At 69.3% G+C, this 20,447-nt stretch carries 19 protein-coding genes; 6 read left to right on the top strand and 13 right to left on the bottom strand.

The window, feature by feature from the left end:
* Window positions 1-7: 7 nt before the first annotated feature.
* The 5 genes from HMPREF9336_RS09740 to HMPREF9336_RS09720 all read right to left on the bottom strand — a co-directional run bounded on the left by HMPREF9336_RS09740 (window position 8) and on the right by HMPREF9336_RS09720 (window position 5,677).
* Entirely contained in the window at window positions 8-1,456 is a 1,449-nt protein-coding gene (locus HMPREF9336_RS09740) for a cell division protein PerM (RefSeq protein WP_007471336.1), read from the bottom strand.
* Between the two features lie 113 nt (window positions 1,457-1,569).
* Window positions 1,570-2,454: a hypothetical protein gene (locus HMPREF9336_RS18800; RefSeq protein ID WP_021030440.1), complete on the bottom strand. Its 885-nt coding sequence runs from the start codon at window positions 2,452-2,454 to the stop codon at window positions 1,570-1,572.
* A 105-nt stretch (window positions 2,455-2,559) separates the two neighbouring features.
* Window positions 2,560-3,465, bottom strand: a complete 906-nt coding sequence (gene sucD, locus HMPREF9336_RS09730) for a succinate--CoA ligase subunit alpha (RefSeq protein WP_007471333.1) — start codon at window positions 3,463-3,465, stop codon at window positions 2,560-2,562.
* 28 nt (window positions 3,466-3,493) lie between these two features.
* The gene (sucC, locus tag HMPREF9336_RS09725; protein WP_007471332.1) at window positions 3,494-4,660 is read right to left on the bottom strand and encodes an ADP-forming succinate--CoA ligase subunit beta; all 1,167 of its coding nucleotides are present in this window, start codon (window positions 4,658-4,660) and stop codon (window positions 3,494-3,496) included.
* A 9-nt stretch (window positions 4,661-4,669) separates the two neighbouring features.
* Complete coding sequence (locus HMPREF9336_RS09720) at window positions 4,670-5,677, bottom strand: hypothetical protein (RefSeq protein WP_021030439.1); 1,008 nt, start codon at window positions 5,675-5,677, stop codon at window positions 4,670-4,672.
* Between the two features lie 254 nt (window positions 5,678-5,931).
* On the opposite strand from HMPREF9336_RS09720, the gene HMPREF9336_RS09715 reads away from it, so the two are divergent.
* Window positions 5,932-6,945, top strand: coding sequence for a M23 family metallopeptidase (locus HMPREF9336_RS09715; RefSeq protein WP_007471330.1), 1,014 nt, complete (start codon window positions 5,932-5,934; stop codon window positions 6,943-6,945).
* Window positions 6,946-7,187: 242 nt separating this feature from the next.
* On the opposite strand, the gene HMPREF9336_RS09710 is transcribed toward HMPREF9336_RS09715, so the two are convergent.
* From HMPREF9336_RS09710 to HMPREF9336_RS09700, 3 genes are all read right to left on the bottom strand, one after another.
* Window positions 7,188-9,575: a UvrD-helicase domain-containing protein gene (locus HMPREF9336_RS09710; RefSeq protein ID WP_021030438.1), complete on the bottom strand. Its 2,388-nt coding sequence runs from the start codon at window positions 9,573-9,575 to the stop codon at window positions 7,188-7,190.
* An 87-nt stretch (window positions 9,576-9,662) separates the two neighbouring features.
* Window positions 9,663-10,058: a hypothetical protein gene (locus HMPREF9336_RS09705; RefSeq protein ID WP_007471328.1), complete on the bottom strand. Its 396-nt coding sequence runs from the start codon at window positions 10,056-10,058 to the stop codon at window positions 9,663-9,665.
* A 140-nt stretch (window positions 10,059-10,198) separates the two neighbouring features.
* Window positions 10,199-11,434: a L,D-transpeptidase gene (locus tag HMPREF9336_RS09700; RefSeq protein ID WP_007471327.1), complete on the bottom strand. Its 1,236-nt coding sequence runs from the start codon at window positions 11,432-11,434 to the stop codon at window positions 10,199-10,201.
* A gap of 194 nt (window positions 11,435-11,628) precedes the next feature.
* Here HMPREF9336_RS09700 and HMPREF9336_RS09695 point away from each other — a divergent pair, with 194 nt between their 5' ends.
* Entirely contained in the window at window positions 11,629-12,918 is a 1,290-nt protein-coding gene (locus tag HMPREF9336_RS09695) for an NAD(P)-dependent alcohol dehydrogenase (protein WP_007471326.1), read from the top strand.
* A 15-nt stretch (window positions 12,919-12,933) separates the two neighbouring features.
* Here the strand turns inward: HMPREF9336_RS09695 and HMPREF9336_RS09690 are convergent, their stop codons facing one another.
* The gene (locus HMPREF9336_RS09690) at window positions 12,934-14,031 is read right to left on the bottom strand and encodes a UDP-N-acetylmuramate dehydrogenase (RefSeq protein WP_007471324.1); all 1,098 of its coding nucleotides are present in this window, start codon (window positions 14,029-14,031) and stop codon (window positions 12,934-12,936) included.
* A gap of 24 nt (window positions 14,032-14,055) precedes the next feature.
* Here HMPREF9336_RS09690 and HMPREF9336_RS09685 point away from each other — a divergent pair, with 24 nt between their 5' ends.
* Genes HMPREF9336_RS09685 through HMPREF9336_RS09670 form a run of 4 tightly spaced genes read left to right on the top strand, consistent with a single transcriptional unit; the run spans window position 14,056 to window position 17,452 of the window.
* The gene (locus tag HMPREF9336_RS09685; RefSeq protein ID WP_007471322.1) at window positions 14,056-14,574 is read left to right on the top strand and encodes a DUF2505 domain-containing protein; all 519 of its coding nucleotides are present in this window, start codon (window positions 14,056-14,058) and stop codon (window positions 14,572-14,574) included.
* 41 nt (window positions 14,575-14,615) lie between these two features.
* Window positions 14,616-15,278 carry a DUF2505 domain-containing protein gene (locus HMPREF9336_RS09680; protein WP_021030437.1) on the top strand — a complete coding sequence of 221 codons (663 nt, stop codon included), beginning with the start codon at window positions 14,616-14,618 and terminating at the stop codon, window positions 15,276-15,278.
* A 13-nt stretch (window positions 15,279-15,291) separates the two neighbouring features.
* The gene (locus HMPREF9336_RS09675) at window positions 15,292-16,104 is read left to right on the top strand and encodes a carbon-nitrogen hydrolase family protein (RefSeq protein WP_040585406.1); all 813 of its coding nucleotides are present in this window, start codon (window positions 15,292-15,294) and stop codon (window positions 16,102-16,104) included.
* Window positions 16,105-16,108: 4 nt separating this feature from the next.
* Window positions 16,109-17,452 (top strand): LmeA family phospholipid-binding protein, encoded by a 1,344-nt coding sequence (locus HMPREF9336_RS09670; RefSeq protein WP_007471318.1) that lies wholly within the window; start codon window positions 16,109-16,111, stop codon window positions 17,450-17,452.
* 79 nt (window positions 17,453-17,531) lie between these two features.
* Here HMPREF9336_RS09670 and deoC read toward each other — a convergent pair whose 3' ends face one another.
* From deoC to HMPREF9336_RS09650, 4 genes are all read right to left on the bottom strand, one after another.
* Window positions 17,532-18,173 (bottom strand): deoxyribose-phosphate aldolase, encoded by a 642-nt coding sequence (gene deoC / locus HMPREF9336_RS09665; protein ID WP_051357327.1) that lies wholly within the window; start codon window positions 18,171-18,173, stop codon window positions 17,532-17,534.
* A 29-nt stretch (window positions 18,174-18,202) separates the two neighbouring features.
* Complete coding sequence (locus tag HMPREF9336_RS09660) at window positions 18,203-19,255, bottom strand: alpha/beta fold hydrolase (RefSeq protein WP_051357197.1); 1,053 nt, start codon at window positions 19,253-19,255, stop codon at window positions 18,203-18,205.
* Window positions 19,256-19,343: 88 nt separating this feature from the next.
* A complete protein-coding gene (locus HMPREF9336_RS09655) occupies window positions 19,344-19,895 on the bottom strand; it encodes a hypothetical protein (RefSeq protein ID WP_007471312.1) in 552 nt (183 codons plus the stop codon).
* A 1-nt stretch (window position 19,896) separates the two neighbouring features.
* Window positions 19,897-20,310, bottom strand: a complete 414-nt coding sequence (locus HMPREF9336_RS09650; RefSeq protein WP_007471311.1) for a helix-turn-helix domain-containing protein — start codon at window positions 20,308-20,310, stop codon at window positions 19,897-19,899.
* Between the last annotated feature and the right edge of the window lie 137 nt (window positions 20,311-20,447).

Raw genomic sequence — 20,447 nt, 5'->3', positions numbered from 1 at the left:
GCAGATCCTACTCGGCGCGCTCCTCCCCCTCGGCCTCGGGCTCGGCTTCCTCGGCGGCGTGCTCGGCGGGCTCGTCCGACGCGTCCGGCTCGGCTTCCGCCGGTTCGCCAGCGCCTTCCTCCGCCTCGTCCTCGCCCTCCGCCCAGGAGTTCGCCTCCCGCGCCGGGGAGATGACCACGGCAGGCTCGGGCCGCTCGCGCAGCGCGGCTGGGGCGGTGGTGGCGACGGCCACGGCCACGGCGGGAGCCGCGAGCAGGACGAACGCCGCCCCCCAGACGAGCGGCAGATTCACCGACCACGAGCCGAGCACCGCCACCCTGCCGCACACGGCGGCGGAGACGAGGAGGACGAGCGTCGCCGCGACGCCAGCGGCCGCCGCAGAAGAGCGCGCCGAAGCCGTCACCGTCCGAGCCTTGCCCGCGCATTCGCCGCCGAGCCACGCGCCGACCAGGGCGGGCACCAGGAGCGCCGCGAACGAGGCCTTCCCGAAATGCCAGGAGACGAGCGGGGAGAAAACGGGCAGCAACGGGAGCTGTCCGATCTGCGCGTGGTCAAGGCCGATGGACGTGCCGCCCATCCGCACCGTCGCGCCCAGCAGCACATCGGTCCCGGAGACCATGACGTTCGGGAAGTACAGTGCGCTGATCAGCAGCACGCCGACCAGTCCGACGCCGTCAGAGCCCGCGCCGAACCCAGAGGCGAGCCTGGCCCAATGCGCGACCATGTTCAGCACGGTCAGCCCGCCGCCGAGGACGAACAGCCAGAGGCCGGCCCGGACCCCGAGCTGCAGAGCGGCGGGGCCCCAGCTCGGGAGCGCCTCGCCGACGGCCTCGCGCCGCGACCACAGGATTCCGAGGCCGGACGCGACAAGATGGACCCCGGTCACCCAGGCCAGCGCCGGGGCGGGCGCGGGAGCGTTGAGCGGGACGACCGTCGCCGCGTCTTTCGCCGTCGCGAGCAGAATCATCGTGATCACAAGCGGCCCGCCCATGGCGGCCGCGAGCACTTGCCGCAAGTCCCGCGACGTCGACCGAGTCGAAGCCGCCTGCGCCGAGATCCTGGCCACGAAGAGCATGACGAAAGCCGTCGGGGCGAGGGGCAGCGCGCCGAGCGTGTTGTCCGCGATGGAAATCGGGACTTGGTGCACCGCGAGCCACATCAACGCGATGGCCCCGAACGCCCCCTGCAAATCGCTGTCGACGCTCACCAGCGCCACCAGGGAGATCGCGGCGACCAGGCCGAGCAGCATGCCAGAAGGGGCGAACGCGACGGTGAAAAGCGAGCGGGGCTCCCGCGCAGTCCTCGACTCGGACCAGACCAACACGTCCCGAAGCACGCGGAGCGCGTTCGGGTTCAGCCCGGAAGCGTCGTCCCTCGTCGAATTCTGGACACGTGTCCTGTTCGGCTTCGCCCCGTCTTTTCTGAGCGCCGCGCGAGGAACCGTACGAGTGACCATCTCGACCAGGATCGCAGACCCTCCCCCAGAAACAGTTCAGGCTCGCCGCGAACGGCGAGCCTGAACTGTGCGCATTGTCGGCAGGAGAGTCCCGCGCGCCGCGCGGACCCCAGTCAGTGGGCGCGGGGCGGCTCCCCCAACCCAAGGTTGATCTGCGGCTGGCCGGGCGCGGCGGGCGGCTGAGCGCCCGCGCCCGCGGCGGGGATGCCGTAGGGGGAGGCGGGCGGCGGGGCCACCGGAGCCTGCTGCGCGGGCGGGGCCTGCTGCTGCGGGGCAGCCGGAGCAGGGCTCGCGTACGGGCTGGGAGCCGCGGCCTGGCCCTGTCCGAACTGCTGCGCCTGGGCCGGGGCCTGCGCGTAGGACGGCTGCTGCGGGGCGGACGGCTGCTGCGGAGCCTCGTAGGACTGCGGGCCGATCGGCTGCTGCGGGCCCGCGTACGGGCTCGCCTGGGTCTGCGAAGGCGGAAGCTCCGTCTTCACCAGGTCCTCGTCGCCCTTGTCGGTGAACACGACCGCCGAGGCGAGGCCGCCCTGGATCAGCGCGAGCACGAAGACGACGATCACCAGGACCAGCGTCGTCGTGTCGGGCTGGATGGCGGCGGCGAACACCTGGATCACCGCGACCAGCCCGGTCAGCGCGCCTGCGACGCTGAGCGCCGCGACGACGACCGTGTTCTTCTGGGCCGGCTTCGCCGCGAGGCCGAAGCCGACCACCAGCGCCGCGGCGAACTCCACCGCCGCCGTCGGCGCGATGAGCACAGGCCCGAGATCCCCGAGGATCACCGCGACGAAATGCAGCAGGCCGATCAACGCGCCGACGCCGAGCACCGAGAGGCCGAAGACCTTGCCGAGATCAGCGGGGGCCTTCGGAGCCTGCGGCGCGCCGTACGGGCCGGGCTGCTGCCCGTAGTATCCGCCCTGGGGAGGACCGTATCCGCCCTGGGGCGCTCCATACCCGCCTTGCGGGGGCGCCCCGTAACCTTGCTGTGGATAGCTCATGCGAATCTCCCTCGTTCAAATCTCAAGTGCACAGCACTGAACCTTTTCAGCGCCTCTGACGTTAATACAAGCCATCAGCCTACGCCACACCGGCATCAAAGATGATCAAGCTTTGCCCGTCAAGATCTCCCGTGCGAGCGCCGCGGTGCCCGACGGGGTCTTGCCGACCTTCACGCCGACCGCCTCGAGCGCGGCCTTTTTCGCCTCAGCGGTGCCCGCCGAGCCGGAGACGATGGCTCCCGCGTGGCCCATGGTCTTGCCCTCGGGGGCGGTGAAGCCCGCGACGTAGGCGACGACCGGCTTGGTCACGTTCTCTTTGATGTACGCCGCCGCGCGCTCCTCGGCGTCGCCGCCGATCTCGCCGATCATCACGATCAGCTCGGTGGCCGGGTCTTCCTGGAACGCCTTGATCGCGTCGATGTGCGAGGTGCCGATGACCGGGTCGCCGCCGATGCCGATGGCCGTGGAGAAGCCGAAGTCGCGCAGCTCGTACATCATCTGGTACGTGAGCGTGCCGGACTTGGACACCAAGCCGACCGGGCCGGAGCCTGCGATGTTCGCCGGGGTGATGCCGACGAGCGATTCGCCCGGCGTGATGATGCCGGGGCAGTTCGGGCCGATGACCCTGGTCTTGGAGCCCTTCGCCTTGTTATGCGCGAAGGCGGCGACGGTGTCGTGCACCGGCACGCCCTCGGTGATGACCACCAAGAGCGGGATCTCGGCTTCGATCGCCTCGATCATCGCCGACTTGGTGAACGCGGGCGGCACGAACGCGATCGACACGTCGGCCCCGGTCTTCTCGATGGCCTCGGCGACCGTGCCGAACACCGGCAGCTCGACATCGTTGCCGTCTTTGCCCTTGTGCGCGACCGTGGTGCCCGCCTTCTTGGCGTTCACCCCGCCGACCACCTGCGTGCCCGCCTTGAGCATGAGCGCGGTGTGCTTGGTGCCCTCGCCGCCGGTGATGCCTTGGACGATGACCTTGGAGTCTTTGTTCAGGTAAATAGACATTGCTTCTCTAGTCCCTTGTTTCCTTCGGTTACTCGCCCGCGGCCAGCTCGGCCGCCTTGTCCGCAGCTTCGTCCATGGTGCCCACCTCGGTCACGAGCGGATGCGCCCGCTCGGCGAGGATCTGCCTGCCCAATTCGACGTTGTTGCCGTCGAGCCGCACCACGATCGGCTTGGTGGCCGTGTCGCCGAGGGTGTCCAGCGCGCCGACGATGCCGTTCGCCACCGCGTCGCAGGCGGTGATGCCGCCGAAGACGTTGACGAACACGCTCTTGACCTGCTCGTCGCCCAGGATCACGTCCAGGCCCGCCGCCATGACCGAGGCCGAGGCGCCGCCGCCGATGTCGAGGAAGTTCGCGGGCTTCACGTCCTTGTGGCCCTCCCCCGCGTACGCGACCACGTCGAGCGTGGACATCACAAGGCCCGCGCCGTTGCCGATGACGCCGACCTGGCCGTCGAGCTTCACGTAGTTCAGGTCGTTCGCCTTCGCCTTCGCCTCAAGCGGGTCCTGCTCCACTGCGACCGCGAACTCCTCGTGGTCGGGGTGGCGGAACTCGGCGTTGCCGTCGAGGGTGACCTTCCCGTCCAGCGCAAGGATCTGGTCGTCCGTGGTGCGCGCGAGCGGGTTGACCTCCACCAGGGTGGCGTCCTCCTTCACGAAGACCTCCCACAGCTTCGAGATGGTCACCGCGGCCTTGTCCAGCACCGCCTCAGGGAGGCCGCCCGCCACGGCGAGCTCGCGGGCCTTGGCCACGTCGACGCCCGCGTTGTAGTCGACCGGGATCTTCGCGACCTTCTCCGGAGTGGTGTGGGCCACTTCTTCGATCTCCATGCCGCCCGCCGAGGAGACGATCGCGATGAAGCCTCCGACAGAGCGGTCAAGGAGGAAGGAGAAGTAGTACTCCTCGGCGATGTCCGCCGCCTCGGCGATGAGCAGCCGTTTGACGACATGCCCCTTGATGTCGAGGCCGAGGATGTTCTTCGCGTGCTCGTACGCGTCCTCCGGGGTGGCGGCGTACTTGACCCCGCCAGCTTTCCCACGGCCTCCGACCTGCACCTGGGCCTTCACCATCACAGGCTTTCCGATTCGCTCGGCGATCTCCCGAGCCCCTTCCGGGGTGTCGGTCACCGCCCCTGGTGTGGTCGGCACCCCGTGCTTGAGGTACAGCTCCTTCGCCTGGTACTCGAAGAGATCCATGCTCACCGCCTATGTCTTTGTCTGATCTCGTCGCAAGGAGCCTAGCGACTGCCGAGAAAGCCGCGACGTCGGGTCTGCCGCCACCCCCGCCGCCGCCGCGAACAACGCCGCGCCGACCAGCCCGGCCCAAAACCCCGGACCAGGCGTCGAGCCCGGCACGTTGCCCGAGAGGAAGGGGTAGCCAGCGACATACGCCACTAACGAAAGCGCGCAGCCCGCGCACAGCGCGGGCTGTCTGCTCCGGCGCGACCGCACGCCGACGACCGCCGAGGCCGCGACCACGAGCGCGAGCAAGAACTGTCCGAACGCTTGCGAGGCGAACGGCACGTCGGGCAGCCAGGTCGAGCGGAACCCCGGTCCGACATAGAGCGGCAACAGCGCGCCCAACGCCCCGAACGCGCCCGCCGCCGCGTAGAGCGCGACGGCGCGGCGGTCGGGCGGACGCTCGCGCGGGTCCGCCTCGACCGCCGCCTCGCGACGCGCCTTGCGCCTTTTGCCCTTCTCGGCCCGGGCCGCCTCGGCAAGCTCGCGCGCGTGCTCCCACGCCTCGCGGTCGAGCACCCCCGCGACCAGGCAGGCGAAACCCGAGGCCCCGGCGAAAACAACCGAGGCCACCAGCAGCCAAGCGCCCCAGTCGAACGCCAGCGTCGGAGCCGCGAGCCGCATGAGCGGATCAGGGCTCTGCGCGGCTTCGACGGCGGACGAAGCGGTGCGCAGCGCCGAGAGCGCAGCCGGAACCGGGGCCGCCCACAGCACCGAGGCGGCGGGGCGGATCCGCTGCGCGCGGCCGGGCACGAGGAGCCCGATCCCCGCCACGAGCAAGAACGCCCCCGCGAGCGCGGCCCAATGCGCCGAGAGCACAGCCGGGGAATGCACAGGGCCGCTGTCGAGGATCTCGCCAAGCGCCGAAGCAGAGCGCACCTTGAGCAGCGGGCCGACCCCGCCGAGCACGCTCAGCGCCCCCGCCGCGAGGCTCAGGCAGCCTGCGGCGCGGTGGGCGATAAGAAGCGCGGACATCGCCCTTGACGGTACCTCGCCCGCCTCGCATATCCACGACACAGCTCGGACTCAGACAGTTCATAAGAAATTTGTAAGAACGCACCAGAGAAGTTGCGCCGCCTCTGTGGGTTTGGCTAGTCTCCTGTGGACAGAATCACGGAGCGATCACGGCCGCGTGGCGACACGGGTCACACTCCACACGCCTGTTCCCAGGTAGAGCAGGTCTCCGAATGAAAACCCCTATCGGCGCTAATCTCAGGAGGAAATGAGCGGTGTTCATGCTGCCGCGTCGCGCGAAGCGCACGGAACAAACCGCGTATGCGCCTTTCCGGATGGCCGATATCCCGCAAGACTCGTCCGTCGCGCAGCTCGGATCCGAGCAGTTCGCGCCGGAGCAGACCGGCTCCGCGCAGGCTTTCGGGCACGCCGGGCAGTCCGACGAGGAGTTCTCGCTGCGGCGCGCCGCGCATTGCGGAGCCTCCGCCGAGCGCCCGCTTTCCGTCGCCGAGCTGGTGGCCAAGGTCCACGGCGGCCAGGACGACGAGGCTTCGGCCCGGACCGCCCACCGCGCCCGCTCGCTGCGAGTCACCCCCGTCGGCATCGGAGCCGTCATCGTCGGCGCGTCGTTCACCGGAGCGTGCGGCTTGGAGTCCGCCAAATCCAGCAACGCGGCGCAGAACTCCGTCACCACCCAGCTGACCGCTGTCTCCACCGACGGCCAGCTCGTCGGCGGCGCGGGCGCTGACGACCAAGTCGCCGTCATCCCCCGCGCCGACTTCTCCGGCTACCTCGACCAGCTCGCCACCGGCGCGCAGTTCTCGCAAGAGCGCGAGCAGCAGGAGGCCGCGCATCTGCGCCCCCTGTACACCGCCCCCGCTTTCGGCACCTTCACCTCCGGTTTCGGCTACCGCTGGGGCAGCCTGCACGCGGGCGCGGACATCGCGGGCGCGTACGGCAGCCCGATCGTCGCGGTCGCGGACGGGACGGTCGTCGAGGCCGGCCCCGCCTCCGGGTTCGGCCAGTGGATCCGCATCCAGCACGAGGACGGCACGATCAGCGTCTACGGCCATATCAGCGCGATCTACGTGCGCGCGGGCCAGAAGGTTCTCGCGGGCGACCGTATCGCCGGAATGGGCAACCTCGGGTTCTCCACCGGCACGCACCTGCACCTTGAGATTTGGCTGGGCGGCAAGGACAAGGTCGACCCCGTGCGCTGGCTCGCCGCGCGCGGCGTGAAGTTCGACGGCACGCCGTACGTCGCGGGCTCTCCCGCCAGCAAGCAGTAGCGCCGCCCCAAGCGTCCGGCCCCTCCGGTCGGCCCCCGCTTCCGTTCCTTTTTCTCCCTTTTTCGCCAACGCGGCGCGCGGCGCGCCCCCGCACTAGAAGACGCTGGACGTTGCGCTCTGCGGACGATGTGCTGGGCTGCGGCCAGAAAGTCCGCTGCGCGTCCGAAATGCCTTCCTCGGCGAAGAACGACGAACTGCTCCAACAACCGCGACGTGAGGTCCACGCGCGGAGCTGAGCGAGGTCAGAGTTTGGACATGGGGACGCCGCCGATCAGCATCAGCTTCATCGTCCCGCTGCTGCCGAAGTCCACGGTGACCGTGGCCGCCGCGCCGTGCCCGCTGCTCGCGACCACCTTGCCAAGGCCGTATTTGTCGTGGTTCACGCGGTCGCCGACCTCGAAGCTCTCGTGGCGCAGGTTCGGCCTTGGCCTGGGGCCGCGCTCGGCGGCGGGCCTGCGGAACGGGGCCGCGTTCTCGGCCCTCGGCGCGGACACCGAGCCGAAGTCGCTCCTGGTGAAGCCCGCCCAGGTCTGATCGGGCTCGCCCCGCCGCCACGAGACCAGGTGCGGCGGGATTTCGATCAGGAACCGGGAGGGCGGGTTGGTCATCGGCGAACCCCGGAACGTGCGGGTGAGCGACCTGCTGACATACAGCTGTTCCCGCGCCCGCGTGATCCCGACGTAGGCGAGCCTGCGCTCCTCGGCCAGCTCGACCGGATCGCCGAGCGAGCGCAGGTGCGGGAACTGTCCCTCCTCCAGCCCGGTCATGAACACCACGGGGAACTCCAGCCCTTTCGCGGTGTGCAGCGTCATAAGCGTGACCACGCCCGACTCCGAGCCGCCCTCCGGGAGCCGGTCCGAATCCGCGACGAGCGAGACCTGCTCGAGGAAGTCCCGCAATTTGGCCACGCCCGCGTCCCCGTCCGCCCCGCTCTCGCCCTCCTCCTCCGGTGGCAGGGCGACCCGGAGCTCTCCCGCCAGGCCGTCCGCGACCGCGCCGCCCTCTTGCCCCGCCGCCATTTCTCCGTACTCCACCGCGACGGAGATAAGCTCGTCGAGGTTCTCCAGCCGCGCGCCGTCCTGCGGGTCCGTGCTGTCGGCGAGCGTCGCCCGGTAGCCGCTGCGCTCCACCGTCTGGGCGACGAGCTCGCCGACTGTCAGCTCGCCCGCCGAGAGTTCGTCGCGCAGTCCGGCGAGCATCGCGACGAACTCCGCGACCGACCGCTGCGAGCGGGCCGCGAGCGCGGGGATCGCCCCCTCGGCCGCCGCCTGGCACCCTTCCCAGAAGGTCTTCCCCTGCGACCCAGCCCACGACGCGATCTGCGCTTGCGCCTTGTCGCCGACCCCGCGCCTCGGCGTGTTGATGATCCGCGTGAGGCTGACCGCGTCGGACGGGTTGGCGATCACCCGCAGGTAAGCGATCACGTCGCGGACCTCTCTCCGGTCGTAGAAGCGTTGGCCGCCGACCACCCGGTACGGCACGGCGTGCCGGATGAACGCCTCCTCGAACACGCGCGACGCGTTGTTCGTGCGGTAGAACACCGCGATGTCGCCGTGCTTGGCCCCGGCGCGGACCAGCTCGGCGATCTCCGTCGCGATGAAGCCCGCCTCGTCGTGCTCGTGGTCGGCCACGTAGCCGACGATCTGCCGGCCGTCGCCCGCCTCGGTCCACAGCCGTTTCTCCCGCCTGCCCTCGTTGTGCGCGATGACGGCGTTCGCGGCGGAGAGGATGTTCTGCGTCGAGCGGTAGTTCTGCTCCAAAAGCACGGTGCGGGCGTTGGGGAAGTCGCGCTCGAACTCTTCGATATTGCGGATCGTCGCGCCCCGGAACCGATAGATGGACTGGTCCGAGTCCCCCACCACGGTCAAGGCCGAGGTCTCCGCCCCGACCTGGGTGCCCGCGCCCGCGCCGACGAGTTCGCGGATCAGCACGTACTGGGCGTGGTTGGTGTCCTGGTACTCGTCCACGAGCACGTGGCGGAACCTCGCCCGCCAGCGCTCGGCGACCTCGTCGTTCGTCTGCAAGAGCTGCACCGCCCGCATGATCAGATCGTCGAAGTCCATCGCGTTCGCGGCGGCCAAGCGCTCCTGATAGCGCCGGTACACCTGGCCGAGCAGCAGGTCGAACGGGTCTTCCACCCCGGCGAGGGCCGCCTCGGGGGTGATCAGCTCGTTCTTCAAATCGCCGATCTTCGCGGCCAGCATGCGCGGCGGGAACCGGTTCGAGTCCAGCTCCAGCTCCTCCGCGACCATCGAGAGCAGGCGTTTGGAGTCGTCCGAGTCGTAGATGGTGAAGTTGCGGTCGAAGCCGGCCTCCGCGCTCGCCTCGGCCCGGAGGAAACGCGCGCAGGAGGAGTGGAAGGTGGAGACCCACATCTCCCACATCCGGCCTCCGACCAAGGCTCCGACACGTTCTTTCAGCTCGCCCGCCGCCTTGTTCGTGAAGGTGATCGCGAGGATTTCGCCCGGCCTCGCTTGCCGCTCGGCCAAGAGCCAGGCCACGCGCCTGGTGATGACGGAGGTTTTGCCCGACCCCGCGCCCGCGATGATGCACAGCGGCGCGCCGAGATGGACGACCGCTTCTGCCTGCTGCGGGTTGAGGCCATGGAGAATCTGCTCGGACGCGTTCATGAGGACATCGACGTTACCGAAACGCAACCCTTCTTGACGACAACCCGATCCGCGTTTCGCGAAAGCTTGTTCGAGAGCCCCGCCCGGCTACGGCCCTCCGCCGATCGCCCCGGCGTTCCCCTGCGGCATCGGCGGCGGGCCTCCGGGCCGGACCGGAGCGGGCCGGGGGTTCGGCCCGCCGTCGCTGTCCGGCGAGTACTCGTTGGGGTAGGGCCCGTTGCGCTGCCCCTGTCCTTGCGGGGTCGCGGCAGGGTGCACCGTGCCGTTGCGGTCCACCCAGACGTTGCCCTTCGGGGTGTACACCAGCCCCCCGCCGATCGGGCATGGGGCGAACGCCTGTCCCGTGTCCCAGTCGTGCATCAAACCGTCGCCCGGGCAGTATCCCGGCGAACCGGGCGGGCCCGCCTGCGCGGTCGAGGCCCAGAGCGGAGCGGCGGCGAGGCACAACGCCGACACAACCGCGCGAGTGGTGTAGCCAGCCATAGCGCCTCCTGATTCCGGGGTACCGCGTCCATTCTACCCCGCCGCCGCGAACCAGACCCGGCCTTCGGGCAACCCCGCCACCCGCACGCCCCCGGCCCTCCTGACGGGCGGGGGCAAGCCGGAAGCGAGGGGCCTCGGAGCTAGCTCAGAGCGCTCATGCCCCGCCAAGTCTCCCAGTCGTAGGTCCAGTCGTAGATCTCGCCGTCCGACGGGGAGAGCTGCACCGACGTTCCGGTGACTTCCACGGGGTCGCCGTAGAGCGCCGAGCTGAAGTACTGCTGGGCGTTCTCGGGCGAGAGGTTGACGCAGCCGTTCGAGACGTTGGTGCTCCCCTGGTCCCCGATGGTCTGCGGGTTGGCGTGGATGAACTCGCCGTTGTTGGAGATCCGCACCGCGAAACGCTCGTGCGCGTTGTAGTAGTACGGCGGGTTGGACATGTAGAAGTCGGCGTATTTCTCGGTCACCACGTGGATGCCGCTGCGCGTGGTGTTGCGGACCTCGTTGCCCTCGCCGTAGCTGCACGGGAAGTCCATGATGACCGCGTCGCCCCGGAGCACCTGCATCCGGTGCGAGGGCACGAAGCACTGCACGAGCTGGTGGCGCGCGATGGTGAAGTCGCTGGTGAGGGTCTGCGTCCCGCAATAGACGCCGTCGCCGAAGTCCTCCGCGAACAGCGGCACCTCCAGATGCACCTTCGTGCCCGGCTCGAAGTACTCCTTGGTGCGCCAGTGCGCCTGTTCCCCCACCGCGTCGGGCAGCCAGGCCCAGGAGCCTTCCGTCGCGGGCTCGCAGGTCACCTTGAGCTTGCGCTCCACGGCGGCTTTGTTTTTGATCGGCGCGGAGAAGCGCAGGATGATCGGCACGGCCACACCGACGGGCTGCCCGTCGCCGATGTTCACGTTGACCTCGGCGACCTTGTCGGGGTCGAGGGTCGAGAACGAGGAGAGGAAGGGCTCGGGGGTTCCGTCCGGCCCTTTCGCCTGCCCGGTGAAGAGGTACTTGCGCCCGAATTCGAGCGAAGCGGAGGTCTCGAAGCTCGTGCCGTCCGGGCCGATCTTCCCTCCGACGAGCTTCCCGTCGTCGCTGATCAGCCTCGCTTCTGCGAGCGTTCCGCCGCTCGCGGAGATTTTCGCCGTGCTCGCCGGGCTCACGTCTTTCGCGCCGTCGGCGGGCTCGAAGACCAGTTTCGCCGTTGTTTTGGGCGCGGCGGAAGAGCTCGCGGGGCTGCGGCCCTCTTCTTCCGGGTGTCCGCAGGAGAAAAAGCCCGCGCACGCCGTCACGCCGGTGAGGGCGACCAAGGCGACGCGCCGGGGAACGGGAGCGGCCTCCCAAGAGCGCGCGGCCCCCTCAGCAAATCTACGGAGATGTCCGTCCACGGCAGAAAGGTTACCTCCTCGCGACCGCTTCGTGCCGCCACCGACACGAAAGCTTCATGGAAATGCCTGCGAGCCCAGCGAGCAGGGATTTCCATGAACGTCGCGGGCGGCTCTCCACGGAGAACCTAGTTTTTCTTCGGTAGAATGCATGCGAACATCGAAATATTCTGATCGCCCCTGACGAAGGAGACGAGATGCCCGACCAGCAGTCCGACGAGTTCCAGGGTACCGAACCAGCGGCCCCGTCGGGGCCGCCCTCGGCCGGGGTCGACCGGCGTGTCTTCTTGCGCGGCGCGGCGCTCGCCACGGCGGTGGCCGGGGCGGGCGCGGCGGCCTGCTCGACCAAGCCGAACCCCTTGGGCGAGTCCTCCTCCGTCGACGGCTCCGCCTCGGCGACGGCCCCCAAGGGCCCCGCCGCCGCCTCCGGCGAGACCGAAGCCCGAGGCTGGGCCGCGCACGACGGGACGGGGAACCTCTCCCCGATCTCCTTCAAACGCCGCGCGGTGCGGCCCGACGACGTGCGGATCGACATCAAGTACACGGGGGTCTGCCATTCCGACGTCCACTTCGGGCACGCCGACTGGGGCACGCCGCCCTACCCGCTCGTGCCGGGGCACGAGATCGCCGGGGTCGTCGCCGAGGTCGGCTCGGCGGTCGTCCGGTTCAAACCGGGCGACGAGGTCGCGGTCGGCACGGTGGTCGACTCGTGCGGCCACTGCGCGGAATGCGTCTCGGGGAACGAGGTGTACTGCCTCAACGGCTACACCCACACCTACGGGGCGAAATCGCAGGACCCCGGCGGCTACACCCAGGGCGGCTACTCGAACAGCATCGTCGTCCGCGAGCGGTACGTCCTCAAAGCGCCGCACGGCGTCGATCTGGCCCAGGTGGCCCCCATGGCCTGCTCGGGCATCACGGTGTACTCGCCGATGCGGGCCTGGGGCGTGCGCGAGGGCTGGCGGGTCGGCGTGGTCGGGATCGGCGGGCTCGGACACTTCGCCGTGCAGGTCGCCAAGAAGCTCGGGGCCGAGGTCGTCGCGTTCACCACATCGCCCGACAAAGTCGCCGACGCCGCACGGCTCGGCGCGGACACGGTGGTCGTGAACGAGGACAAAGAGCAAATGGACCGGATGCGCAGATCGTTCGACTTCATCCTCGACACCGTCCCCTACGCCCACAACCTCGAGCCCTACTACCCGCTGATGAAGCGCCAGCGCGTGTTCTGCCGCGTCGGCCTCGGCAAGCTCAGCACCCCGAACGAGTGGGGGCAGATGTCGACCTTCGGCAACCAAGTCATGATCGCCGCCTCCAACACCGGCGGCATCCGGGAGACGCAGGAGGCGATCGACTTCTGCGCCGCGCACAAGATCGGCCCGCAGATCCAGGTGATCCCCGCCGACCAGATCAGCGACGCCTGGAAGAAGGTCTTCGACAAACAAGCCCGCTACCGCTACGTCATCGACGCGTCCACGATCAAGGCGTAGCGGGGCCGAGCAAAACTAGTCGAGGCCTTTGCCGAGGATGATCGGCTCGGGCTCCAAACGCACGCCGAACGCCTCCCGCACCCCCGCGCGGACTCGCCCGGCCAACGTCAGCACGTCCGCCGAGGTTGCCGCGCCCCGGTTCGTGATCGCAAGCGTGTGCTTGACGGACAGCCGCGCCGGCGCGTCCTCGCCGGGGAAGCCCTTGCCGAACCCGGCGTGTTCGATGAGCCAGGCCGCCGAGAGCTTCACCTGCTCCCCCTCCACGAACCAAGGCATGCGCTCGGGGCGCTTCGCCCGAGGGAACAGCCGCTCGGCCTCGTCCAGCGGCAGCACCGGGTTCACGAAGAACGATCCGGTGCTCCAGGTGTCGTGGTCGCCCTCGTCCAGCAGCATCCCCTTGCCCGCCCGCAAGGACAGCACCGCGTCCCTGACCTCCCGCGCCGGCGCGCGCTCGCCTTCTCGGACCCCGACCGCCGAAGCAAGCTCCCGGTAGCGGATCGGCGCGGACAGCCCGTCCGAGGTCAGCCGCAGGCGCAGCGTCAGCACGACGACGCACTCCTCGTGCCGGATCGCCGAGGAGCGATAGCCCAAGCGCAAGCTTTCCGCCGAGGCCCAGCGGTGCTCCCCGGTGCTCCAGTTCCACAGCTCGGCCTCGACAAGGCAGTCGGAGAGCTGGGAGCCGTACGCGCCGATGTTCTGCTTCACGCTCGCCCCCACGTTGCCGGGGATGCCGGACAAGCACTCCAGCCCGCCGAGCCCCGACTCGACGGCGAACGCGACGAGGTCGTCCCAGCGGACCCCCGCGTCCGCGAGCACCAGGGCTCCGTCCGAGTCGAGCGCGCTGGAGAGCCCTTCGCTCGTCACGCGCAGCACCGCGCCCGGCCAGCCCTCGTCCGGAGCCACCAGGTTGCTGCCGCCGCCGAGGTGGATCGTCGGCACCTGCGCGTCCGCGAGCTCCTTGACGGCCCCGAACACGATCTCCCGGTCGGGGCAGTCCACGAGCAGCCCGATCGACCCGCCCACCCGCAAGGTTGTGAGCTGCGCGAACGTCGCGTCCTTGCGCGTCAGAGCGCCAAGATCGGCCAATTTTCGGGGGAGCTGCGCGCTTTCCATGACTGAACACGGTAGCCTGCCCTAGTGGCGACACCTATTGACTATTCCGCCGAGTTCTCTGTCGACTCGAAACGGTTGCACGACGTATTGACCAGCCAGGCCTACTGGACGGACCGGATCAACGAGGTCGGCGGCGAGGGCTCGACCCTCGCGTTCGGGCCCGACCCGGACGGGGAGCCCGTGGAAGAAGGCTGGTTCTCGGTCCGCTCCAGCCACATCATCCCCGCCGACGAGCTTCCGCCGATGATCGCGAAGATCCGCAGCGGCGACCTGGTCATCGAGCGCAGCGAGCACTGGAGCCCGCTCAAGGACGGCAACGCCGTCGGCTGGTACACCGTCAGCGTCCCCGGCACCCCCGCGCGCGTGCGCGGCGAGGGCAAGCTCACCTCGACCGGCGGCGGCTCCGCTGTGAGCTACACCGGCGAGGTGAAGGTGAGCATCCCGTTCCTCGGCGCGAAGATCGAGTCCAACCTCTCCGGCCAGGTCGTGGAGCTTCTCGACAAAGAGCGCGACTTCACCACCGCCTGGTTGGCCGAGCACTAGGCCAGTTCCCCCTACGGGCGCAGTAGTAAGCTACAAGCACTATGGCACGTACCTTGCATCTCCCCGTCCGGTACCGGCATCCTCCCGAGCGGGTCTTCGAAGGCCTCTCCGACCAGCAATTCTGGGACGACCTGATGCAGCTGTGGCTGCAGCTCACCGACAAGTCGGAGGTCGTGAGCTTCGAGAAGACCGACGACTACGTCGAAATCGAGGTCAAGCAGAAGCTGCCGCGCGAGTACCTCCCGCCGATCGCCAAGTCGATCATGAAGGTGGACATGCACATCACCCGCAAGGAGAAATTCCTGCGGCCGGGGCTCGCGGACGAGGACGGGAACAACGGAGCCTTCTCCGCCTCGGTGCCCGCCGCGCCGGGCAAGTTCGGCGGCACGCTCACGATGCGGGAGAGCGGCGTCGGCCTGGTCGACAACGGCTCCGGCGGGACGCTCATCCGCAGGAGCATGAACATCCGGGTGTTCGTGCCGGTCCTCGGGCCCAAGCTCGAGCAGCTCATCCTGGTGAACCTCAAAGAGCTGGTCCGGGGCGAGGCCGAGTACCTGTGCCAGTGGCTCTCGCCGCGCCCGCCCGCCTGGACCCAGGAGGAAGTGGACGCTTTCTACAACGGCTGGCGCCCCTCGGAGGACGACCCGAGGACGGCCGCGCAGCGCCTCGCGCAGAGCGCGGCCGACATCATCCAGACCTGGTGAGCTGATGGCCCTGTTGCGCGTCGCGCTGGCGCAGATCTCCTCCGGGCCCGATCCCGCCGCCAATGCGGCGCTCATCGCGGAGAGCGCCCGCGCCGCCAAGGCGCGCGGCGCGCAGCTCGTGGTCTTCCCAGAGGCGGGCATGCGGTGCTTCGGCGAACCGCTCGCCCCGGTCGCCGAGCCGGTGGACGGGCCGTGGGCGGCGCAGATCCGCGCGCTCGCAGCCGAACTCGGCGTCGCCATCGTCGTCGGCATGTTCTCCCCCGCCGAAGCGGGAGAGGGCAAGGTGCGCAACACCCTGATCGCCACCGACGGCGCGCAGGTCTGGCCCTACGACAAAATCCACCTCTTCGACGCGCTGGGATTCCTCGAGTCCCGCACCGTGGAGGCGGGGAGCGACCTGGTGGTGTTCGACCTCGGTCCGGCGAGGATCGGGCTCACAACGTGCTACGACGTGCGCTTCCCCTGGCTGTACCAGGAGCTGGCCCGGCTCGGCGCGCACGCGCTCGTGGTCAGCGCCTCCTGGGGCTCGGGGCCGCGCAAACTCGAACAGTGGCGCCTGCTGACGGCGGCCCGCGCGTTGGACAGCACCTCCTACGTGCTCGCCTGCGGCCAGGCGGATCCCGGAGCGGCGGCGGCGGACTCGTCCGCGCCGAGGGGGATCGGGTTCAGCCGCGTCGTCTCGCCGTTCGGCGAAGTGGTCGGGGAGGCCGGAGCCGCGCCAGAATTGCTCGTCGTCGAAATCGATCTTGACGTCGTCGACCAGGCGCGGACCGCGCTGCCTGTTCTCAAGCGGAACCCCCTCCAGCGAGCACTGGTAAAGTGCTGACTCGATGAGCCAGTCGAACGATTCCGATCCGAAAGAGCCAACAGAGCACAGCTCCAGCGCGAGCGAGGACGTCGAACGTCCCGAGAGCGATGCGCAGGAAGAGCCGCCGACGGAGAAACTGCCCGCCGCAGACGACGAGACGACCGTCCTGCCCGCCGCAGACGACGAGACAACCGTCCTGCCTGCCGTCGAACACGATCCCGCCGGCCTCGGCTCCGAACCTCCCCCGGCGGAGCGCGACGTGGCGGACGAGACGACCGTCCTGCCCGCCGTCGAGCCAGAGGGGGCGGACCTGACCGAAGAACTCCCCGCCCCCGCACCGACCGAAGCCACGACGGAGCTGCCTGTCGCCGAGCAAGGCCGGAGAGAGCCGGACCAGGCCGAGCAAAGCGTTTCCGACGAGACGGCCGTGCTCCCGCCGGCCGCAGCCGGAGCCGCCGCCGTCACGACCGGCGGGGCTTCCTCGAAGGGGCATGACGCGGACGACGAGCCCGGAGCCGCGCCTGGCTCTCGGCCGTCGAGATTCGGGCTGAAGACCGCTGTGCTCAGCCTTGTCGTCCTGCTGCTGCTCGGCGTCGTCGGGGTGCTCGGAGGCGAGCTGGTCGCCCGCCACCTGCTCGCCGTGTGCGCCGACGAGGCTGCGGAGAACGTGCTGCACACGAAGGCAAAGGTCGACTACGACCACAGCAAGTTCCTGCTCGCGAGCCTGCTCGACCACGAAATCCCCTACCTTTCGGTGGACGCGAAGAACAGCGCGGTGGACAAGTACGACCGCAACGGCGAGGTGCAGCTCAAAGAGGCCATCAAAGGGCTGGACATCATCGCCCACCTGGAAGACGTGCACGTCACCAAAGGCGGCGGCTCCGTCGGCCACATGACCACTCAAGTCACGTGGACCGCCGAAGGGATCCGGCAGACCTTGGCCAACCGGGACTTGAAGGACCCTGGCCAGACCGAATCCCCGATCACCTCCGTCAACTCGGTCAAGCTCGATCCGGAGCACAACCAGTTCGACATCGACGTGAACGGCAAGATCGGCATCCTCCAGGCCCGTGCCGTCATCATCGTGCAGCCGGAGGTCGACAAGCAGCACAACTTGCAGATCAGGATCAAGAGCATCGACCTGCCCGAGGCCCATAACTTCATCGGGTTCGACGTGTCCGGCTTCGCGAACTCGATCGCCCGGCCCGCCATCGAACAGGTCGCAAAGAAGGTCGCGAGCTACCCCATGGGGCTGAAGGCGAAATCCGTGCAGGTCAAGCAGGACTCGATTGTCTTCCAGTTCTACGCGGACGACGCTCCCCTCGTGAAGGGGACCAAGTGCTCCGCGCTGCGCTGGCTGGAGTGACCAGCGAGAGCGAAGAGAATGAGAAAAGGAGCCCCGCCGACCGGCGGGGCTCCTTTTCTCTTCGCCCTCAGGCGAGCGTTCACACGGGGAACCCGTCGAGGACGGCGCGCGACCCCGACAAGCCGAGGCGGTGCGCCCCGGCCTCGATCAGCGCGCGAGCCTGCTCCGCGGTGCGGATCCCTCCGCTTGCTTTCACCCGCACCCGCGAGCTGACCGCGGCCGACATCAGCGAGACAGCCGCGACGCTTGCCCCTCCCGCGGGGTGAAAACCCGTCGAAGTCTTCACGAACTCCGCGCCGCCGCGTTCCACCGCCCGTGAGGTCTCGGTCACCGCGCTCGCGCCGTCCGGGGCCAGCGTGAGCAGCGCCTCCGACTCGATGATCACCTTGAGCAGCGCGTCGCCGCAGGCCGCGCGCACCAGGGCGACCTCGCGCTCCACCGACTCGTAGTCGCCGACGAGCGGGTTCGAAAGGTCGACGACCATATCGATCTCCTGCGCCCCCTGACGGGCGGCGAGCGCCGCTTCGGCGGCCTTGATCTCGGCGTGGTGCCGTCCGGATGGGAAGCCCACCACCGTGACCAGCACAAGCCCCTGCGCCTCGACCGGCAGTACGGACGGCGAGAGGCACACGCCGAGCACGCCCAGCGCTTGCGCTTCTGCCACAGTCTGCGCTGCGTGCTCCGCGAGCGCTTCCGGCTTGAGCAGCGTGTGCTCCACCATCGCGGCGACATCCGCGCGCCGCAGCCCGCTCACCGCCCCGCTCCCGCTGTCGCCGAGGACGCAGTCCGGGCGGTCTCGCGCAGCAGCGCGTTGTACTGCTCGGTCGCCTCCAGCTGGACCATATGGCCGGACCCCGGCACGACGACCAACCGCTCCAGCCAGCCGGTCTCGACCAGCTCTGCCGCCATTTCGTAGCTGTGCTCCACCGGCAGAAGGCGATCCTGCAGGCCCGCGACCACCACCGTCGGCACGGTCAGATTCCTCAGGCCCGCCACGAGGTCGGCGAACGCCAAGACCTGGAACCAACCGCCCCTCGACCGACGCGCGCACGTGAGGGCCATCTCGGCGGTCCGGTCCACGTCCGCGTCGCTCGCCTCGGCGCACAGTACGCTGTGCCGGACGAGGAACCGCGTCGCCCACGCGCTGCGGAGCAGCCACAGGTTCAGCGGGGCCGAGAGCGCGGCGCTCAAGGCGGACACCGCCTTCTTCATGGTCTCCTCCCCCGCCGAGCTGAACAACGTCAACGGCTGGATCTTGATCCTGCTGGGCAGCTCGCGCACCGCCGTGGCGGTGAGCACCACCGACTTCGCGCGGCGCGGCACCTCCTCGGGGTAACGGGCGGCCCAGGACATGATCGTCATGCCGCCCATGCTGTGCCCCGCGACGACCGCCCGCTCGCCCTCGCGCAACGTGTGGCCCAGCACGGCGGAGAGGTCGTCGCCCAGCAGGTCAACGTGGAACGGCCCCGATTCGCCCTCGCTCTGCCCGTGCCCCCGCTGGTCGTAGGCGATCACGCGGAACTCCCCCGCGAGCGCGTGCACCTGCGGCAGCCACACCTCCGCGGTGCAGGTCCATCCGTGGGCGAAGACGAGCGGCGGCGCGTCCGCCGGCCCGTACTCCACCACGCGCAGGCGCACCCCGCCCGTGCTCTCCACCCAGGACTCGCGCCCTGGGTGCTTCGGCGGGGCGAAGTCGGCGCGGGTTTGGGGCTTGACCGGCCACAACAATCCCCCAGTTGCCACCGACGCGAGCGCGCCGACAGGCGGGAGCGCGAAACGGATCAGACGAAGCAATGCACTCACATCGCTGATTATGCCAAAACCCACGAACGCCGCAGGCTCTGGCCGTCGTGACGACGGCCAGAGCCTGCGGCGTTCGGGCCCGCCTCGCTCACTTCTCGGCGGAGTCGGCCTTCTTCGTTGCGGCGGAGCGGCGGGTGGTGGAGCCGGTCCCGGTCCCCTTGCTCGCCTGCTCGCCGAGCGCGCGGGTGCCGCTGGCGACCTTGCCGAGCGCATCGTCGGTGAGCTCGCGGACCTCGTCCACCTTGTCCGCGACGGCCTTCTTCACGTCCTGCACCTCGGACTGCTTGAGCAGACGTTTGGTGGCCTCCTCGCCCCGCTCCGCGAGGAGGTTGAAGATGTCGAGGGCGACTTTGCTGTACGCCTCGGCGACCTTGCGCAGCTCTTCCGGCGAGAACTTGGCGACCAGGTCGCGGATGTCGCCGATCGGCTCGGCCTTCTCGCCCTTCTCCGGCAGGTGCTTGTCCCGCGCCTCGTTGACCTTCGCGAGCACTTCGCTCGTGGCGCTTTCTGCGGTCTCGCGGATCTTCTCCACGATGTCGTTCACCGCGGCGAGCGCGAAGTCGCCGACGCCGACCGCCGCGTAGAACGGGGCTTTGATGTCGAGGGACGGGGTGCTCTTCTTCTCAGTCTTCTCAGCCATGTCAATCTCCTTTGTTGTGGTGGTTGGGTTGATCTCTTAGGAGATCCCGCGCACGTGAGGTCTCCTGGACAAACGCTTCGTACACTTGGACCAGCGCTTCTTTTTGCCGTTCGGTGATCGACTCGTCCGCGAGCACCGCCTCGCGCACCCGGCTCGGCTCGCGCTCCGCCAGCAGCTCCGCCTGCGTTCCCAAGGCCTCCGCCGAAAGCCGCAAAGCCTTTGCGATCTGCCCCATCACTTGGGCGGACGGGTTCCGCAGACCTCGTTCGATCTGGCTGAGGTACGGATTGCTGACCCCAGCCCGTTGGGCCAATTGGCGCAACGAGACCTGCGCCAGCTCCCGCTGAGTCCGGATGAACTCACCGATGTCTCCGACTTCTCGGATGTCCCAGATCTCTTTGACCTCTCGACCCATGCCACCATGCTAGCGCGCCTTGCTAGCACTTGCAAGCATTCTGCGCTAGCAGATTCGAGAGCCGCGCCAGCGGCCCTCGCCAGGCCCCCGTCGACCCCGATAGCCGCGGCGCAAGGCGGAAGGCCGCGCGGTGCGCA

It is taken from the genome of Segniliparus rugosus ATCC BAA-974 (assembly GCF_000185725.2).
GTDB classification, from domain to species: domain Bacteria; phylum Actinomycetota; class Actinomycetes; order Mycobacteriales; family Mycobacteriaceae; genus Segniliparus; species Segniliparus rugosus.
This window is presented reverse-complemented; position numbering and strand designations above follow the sequence as displayed.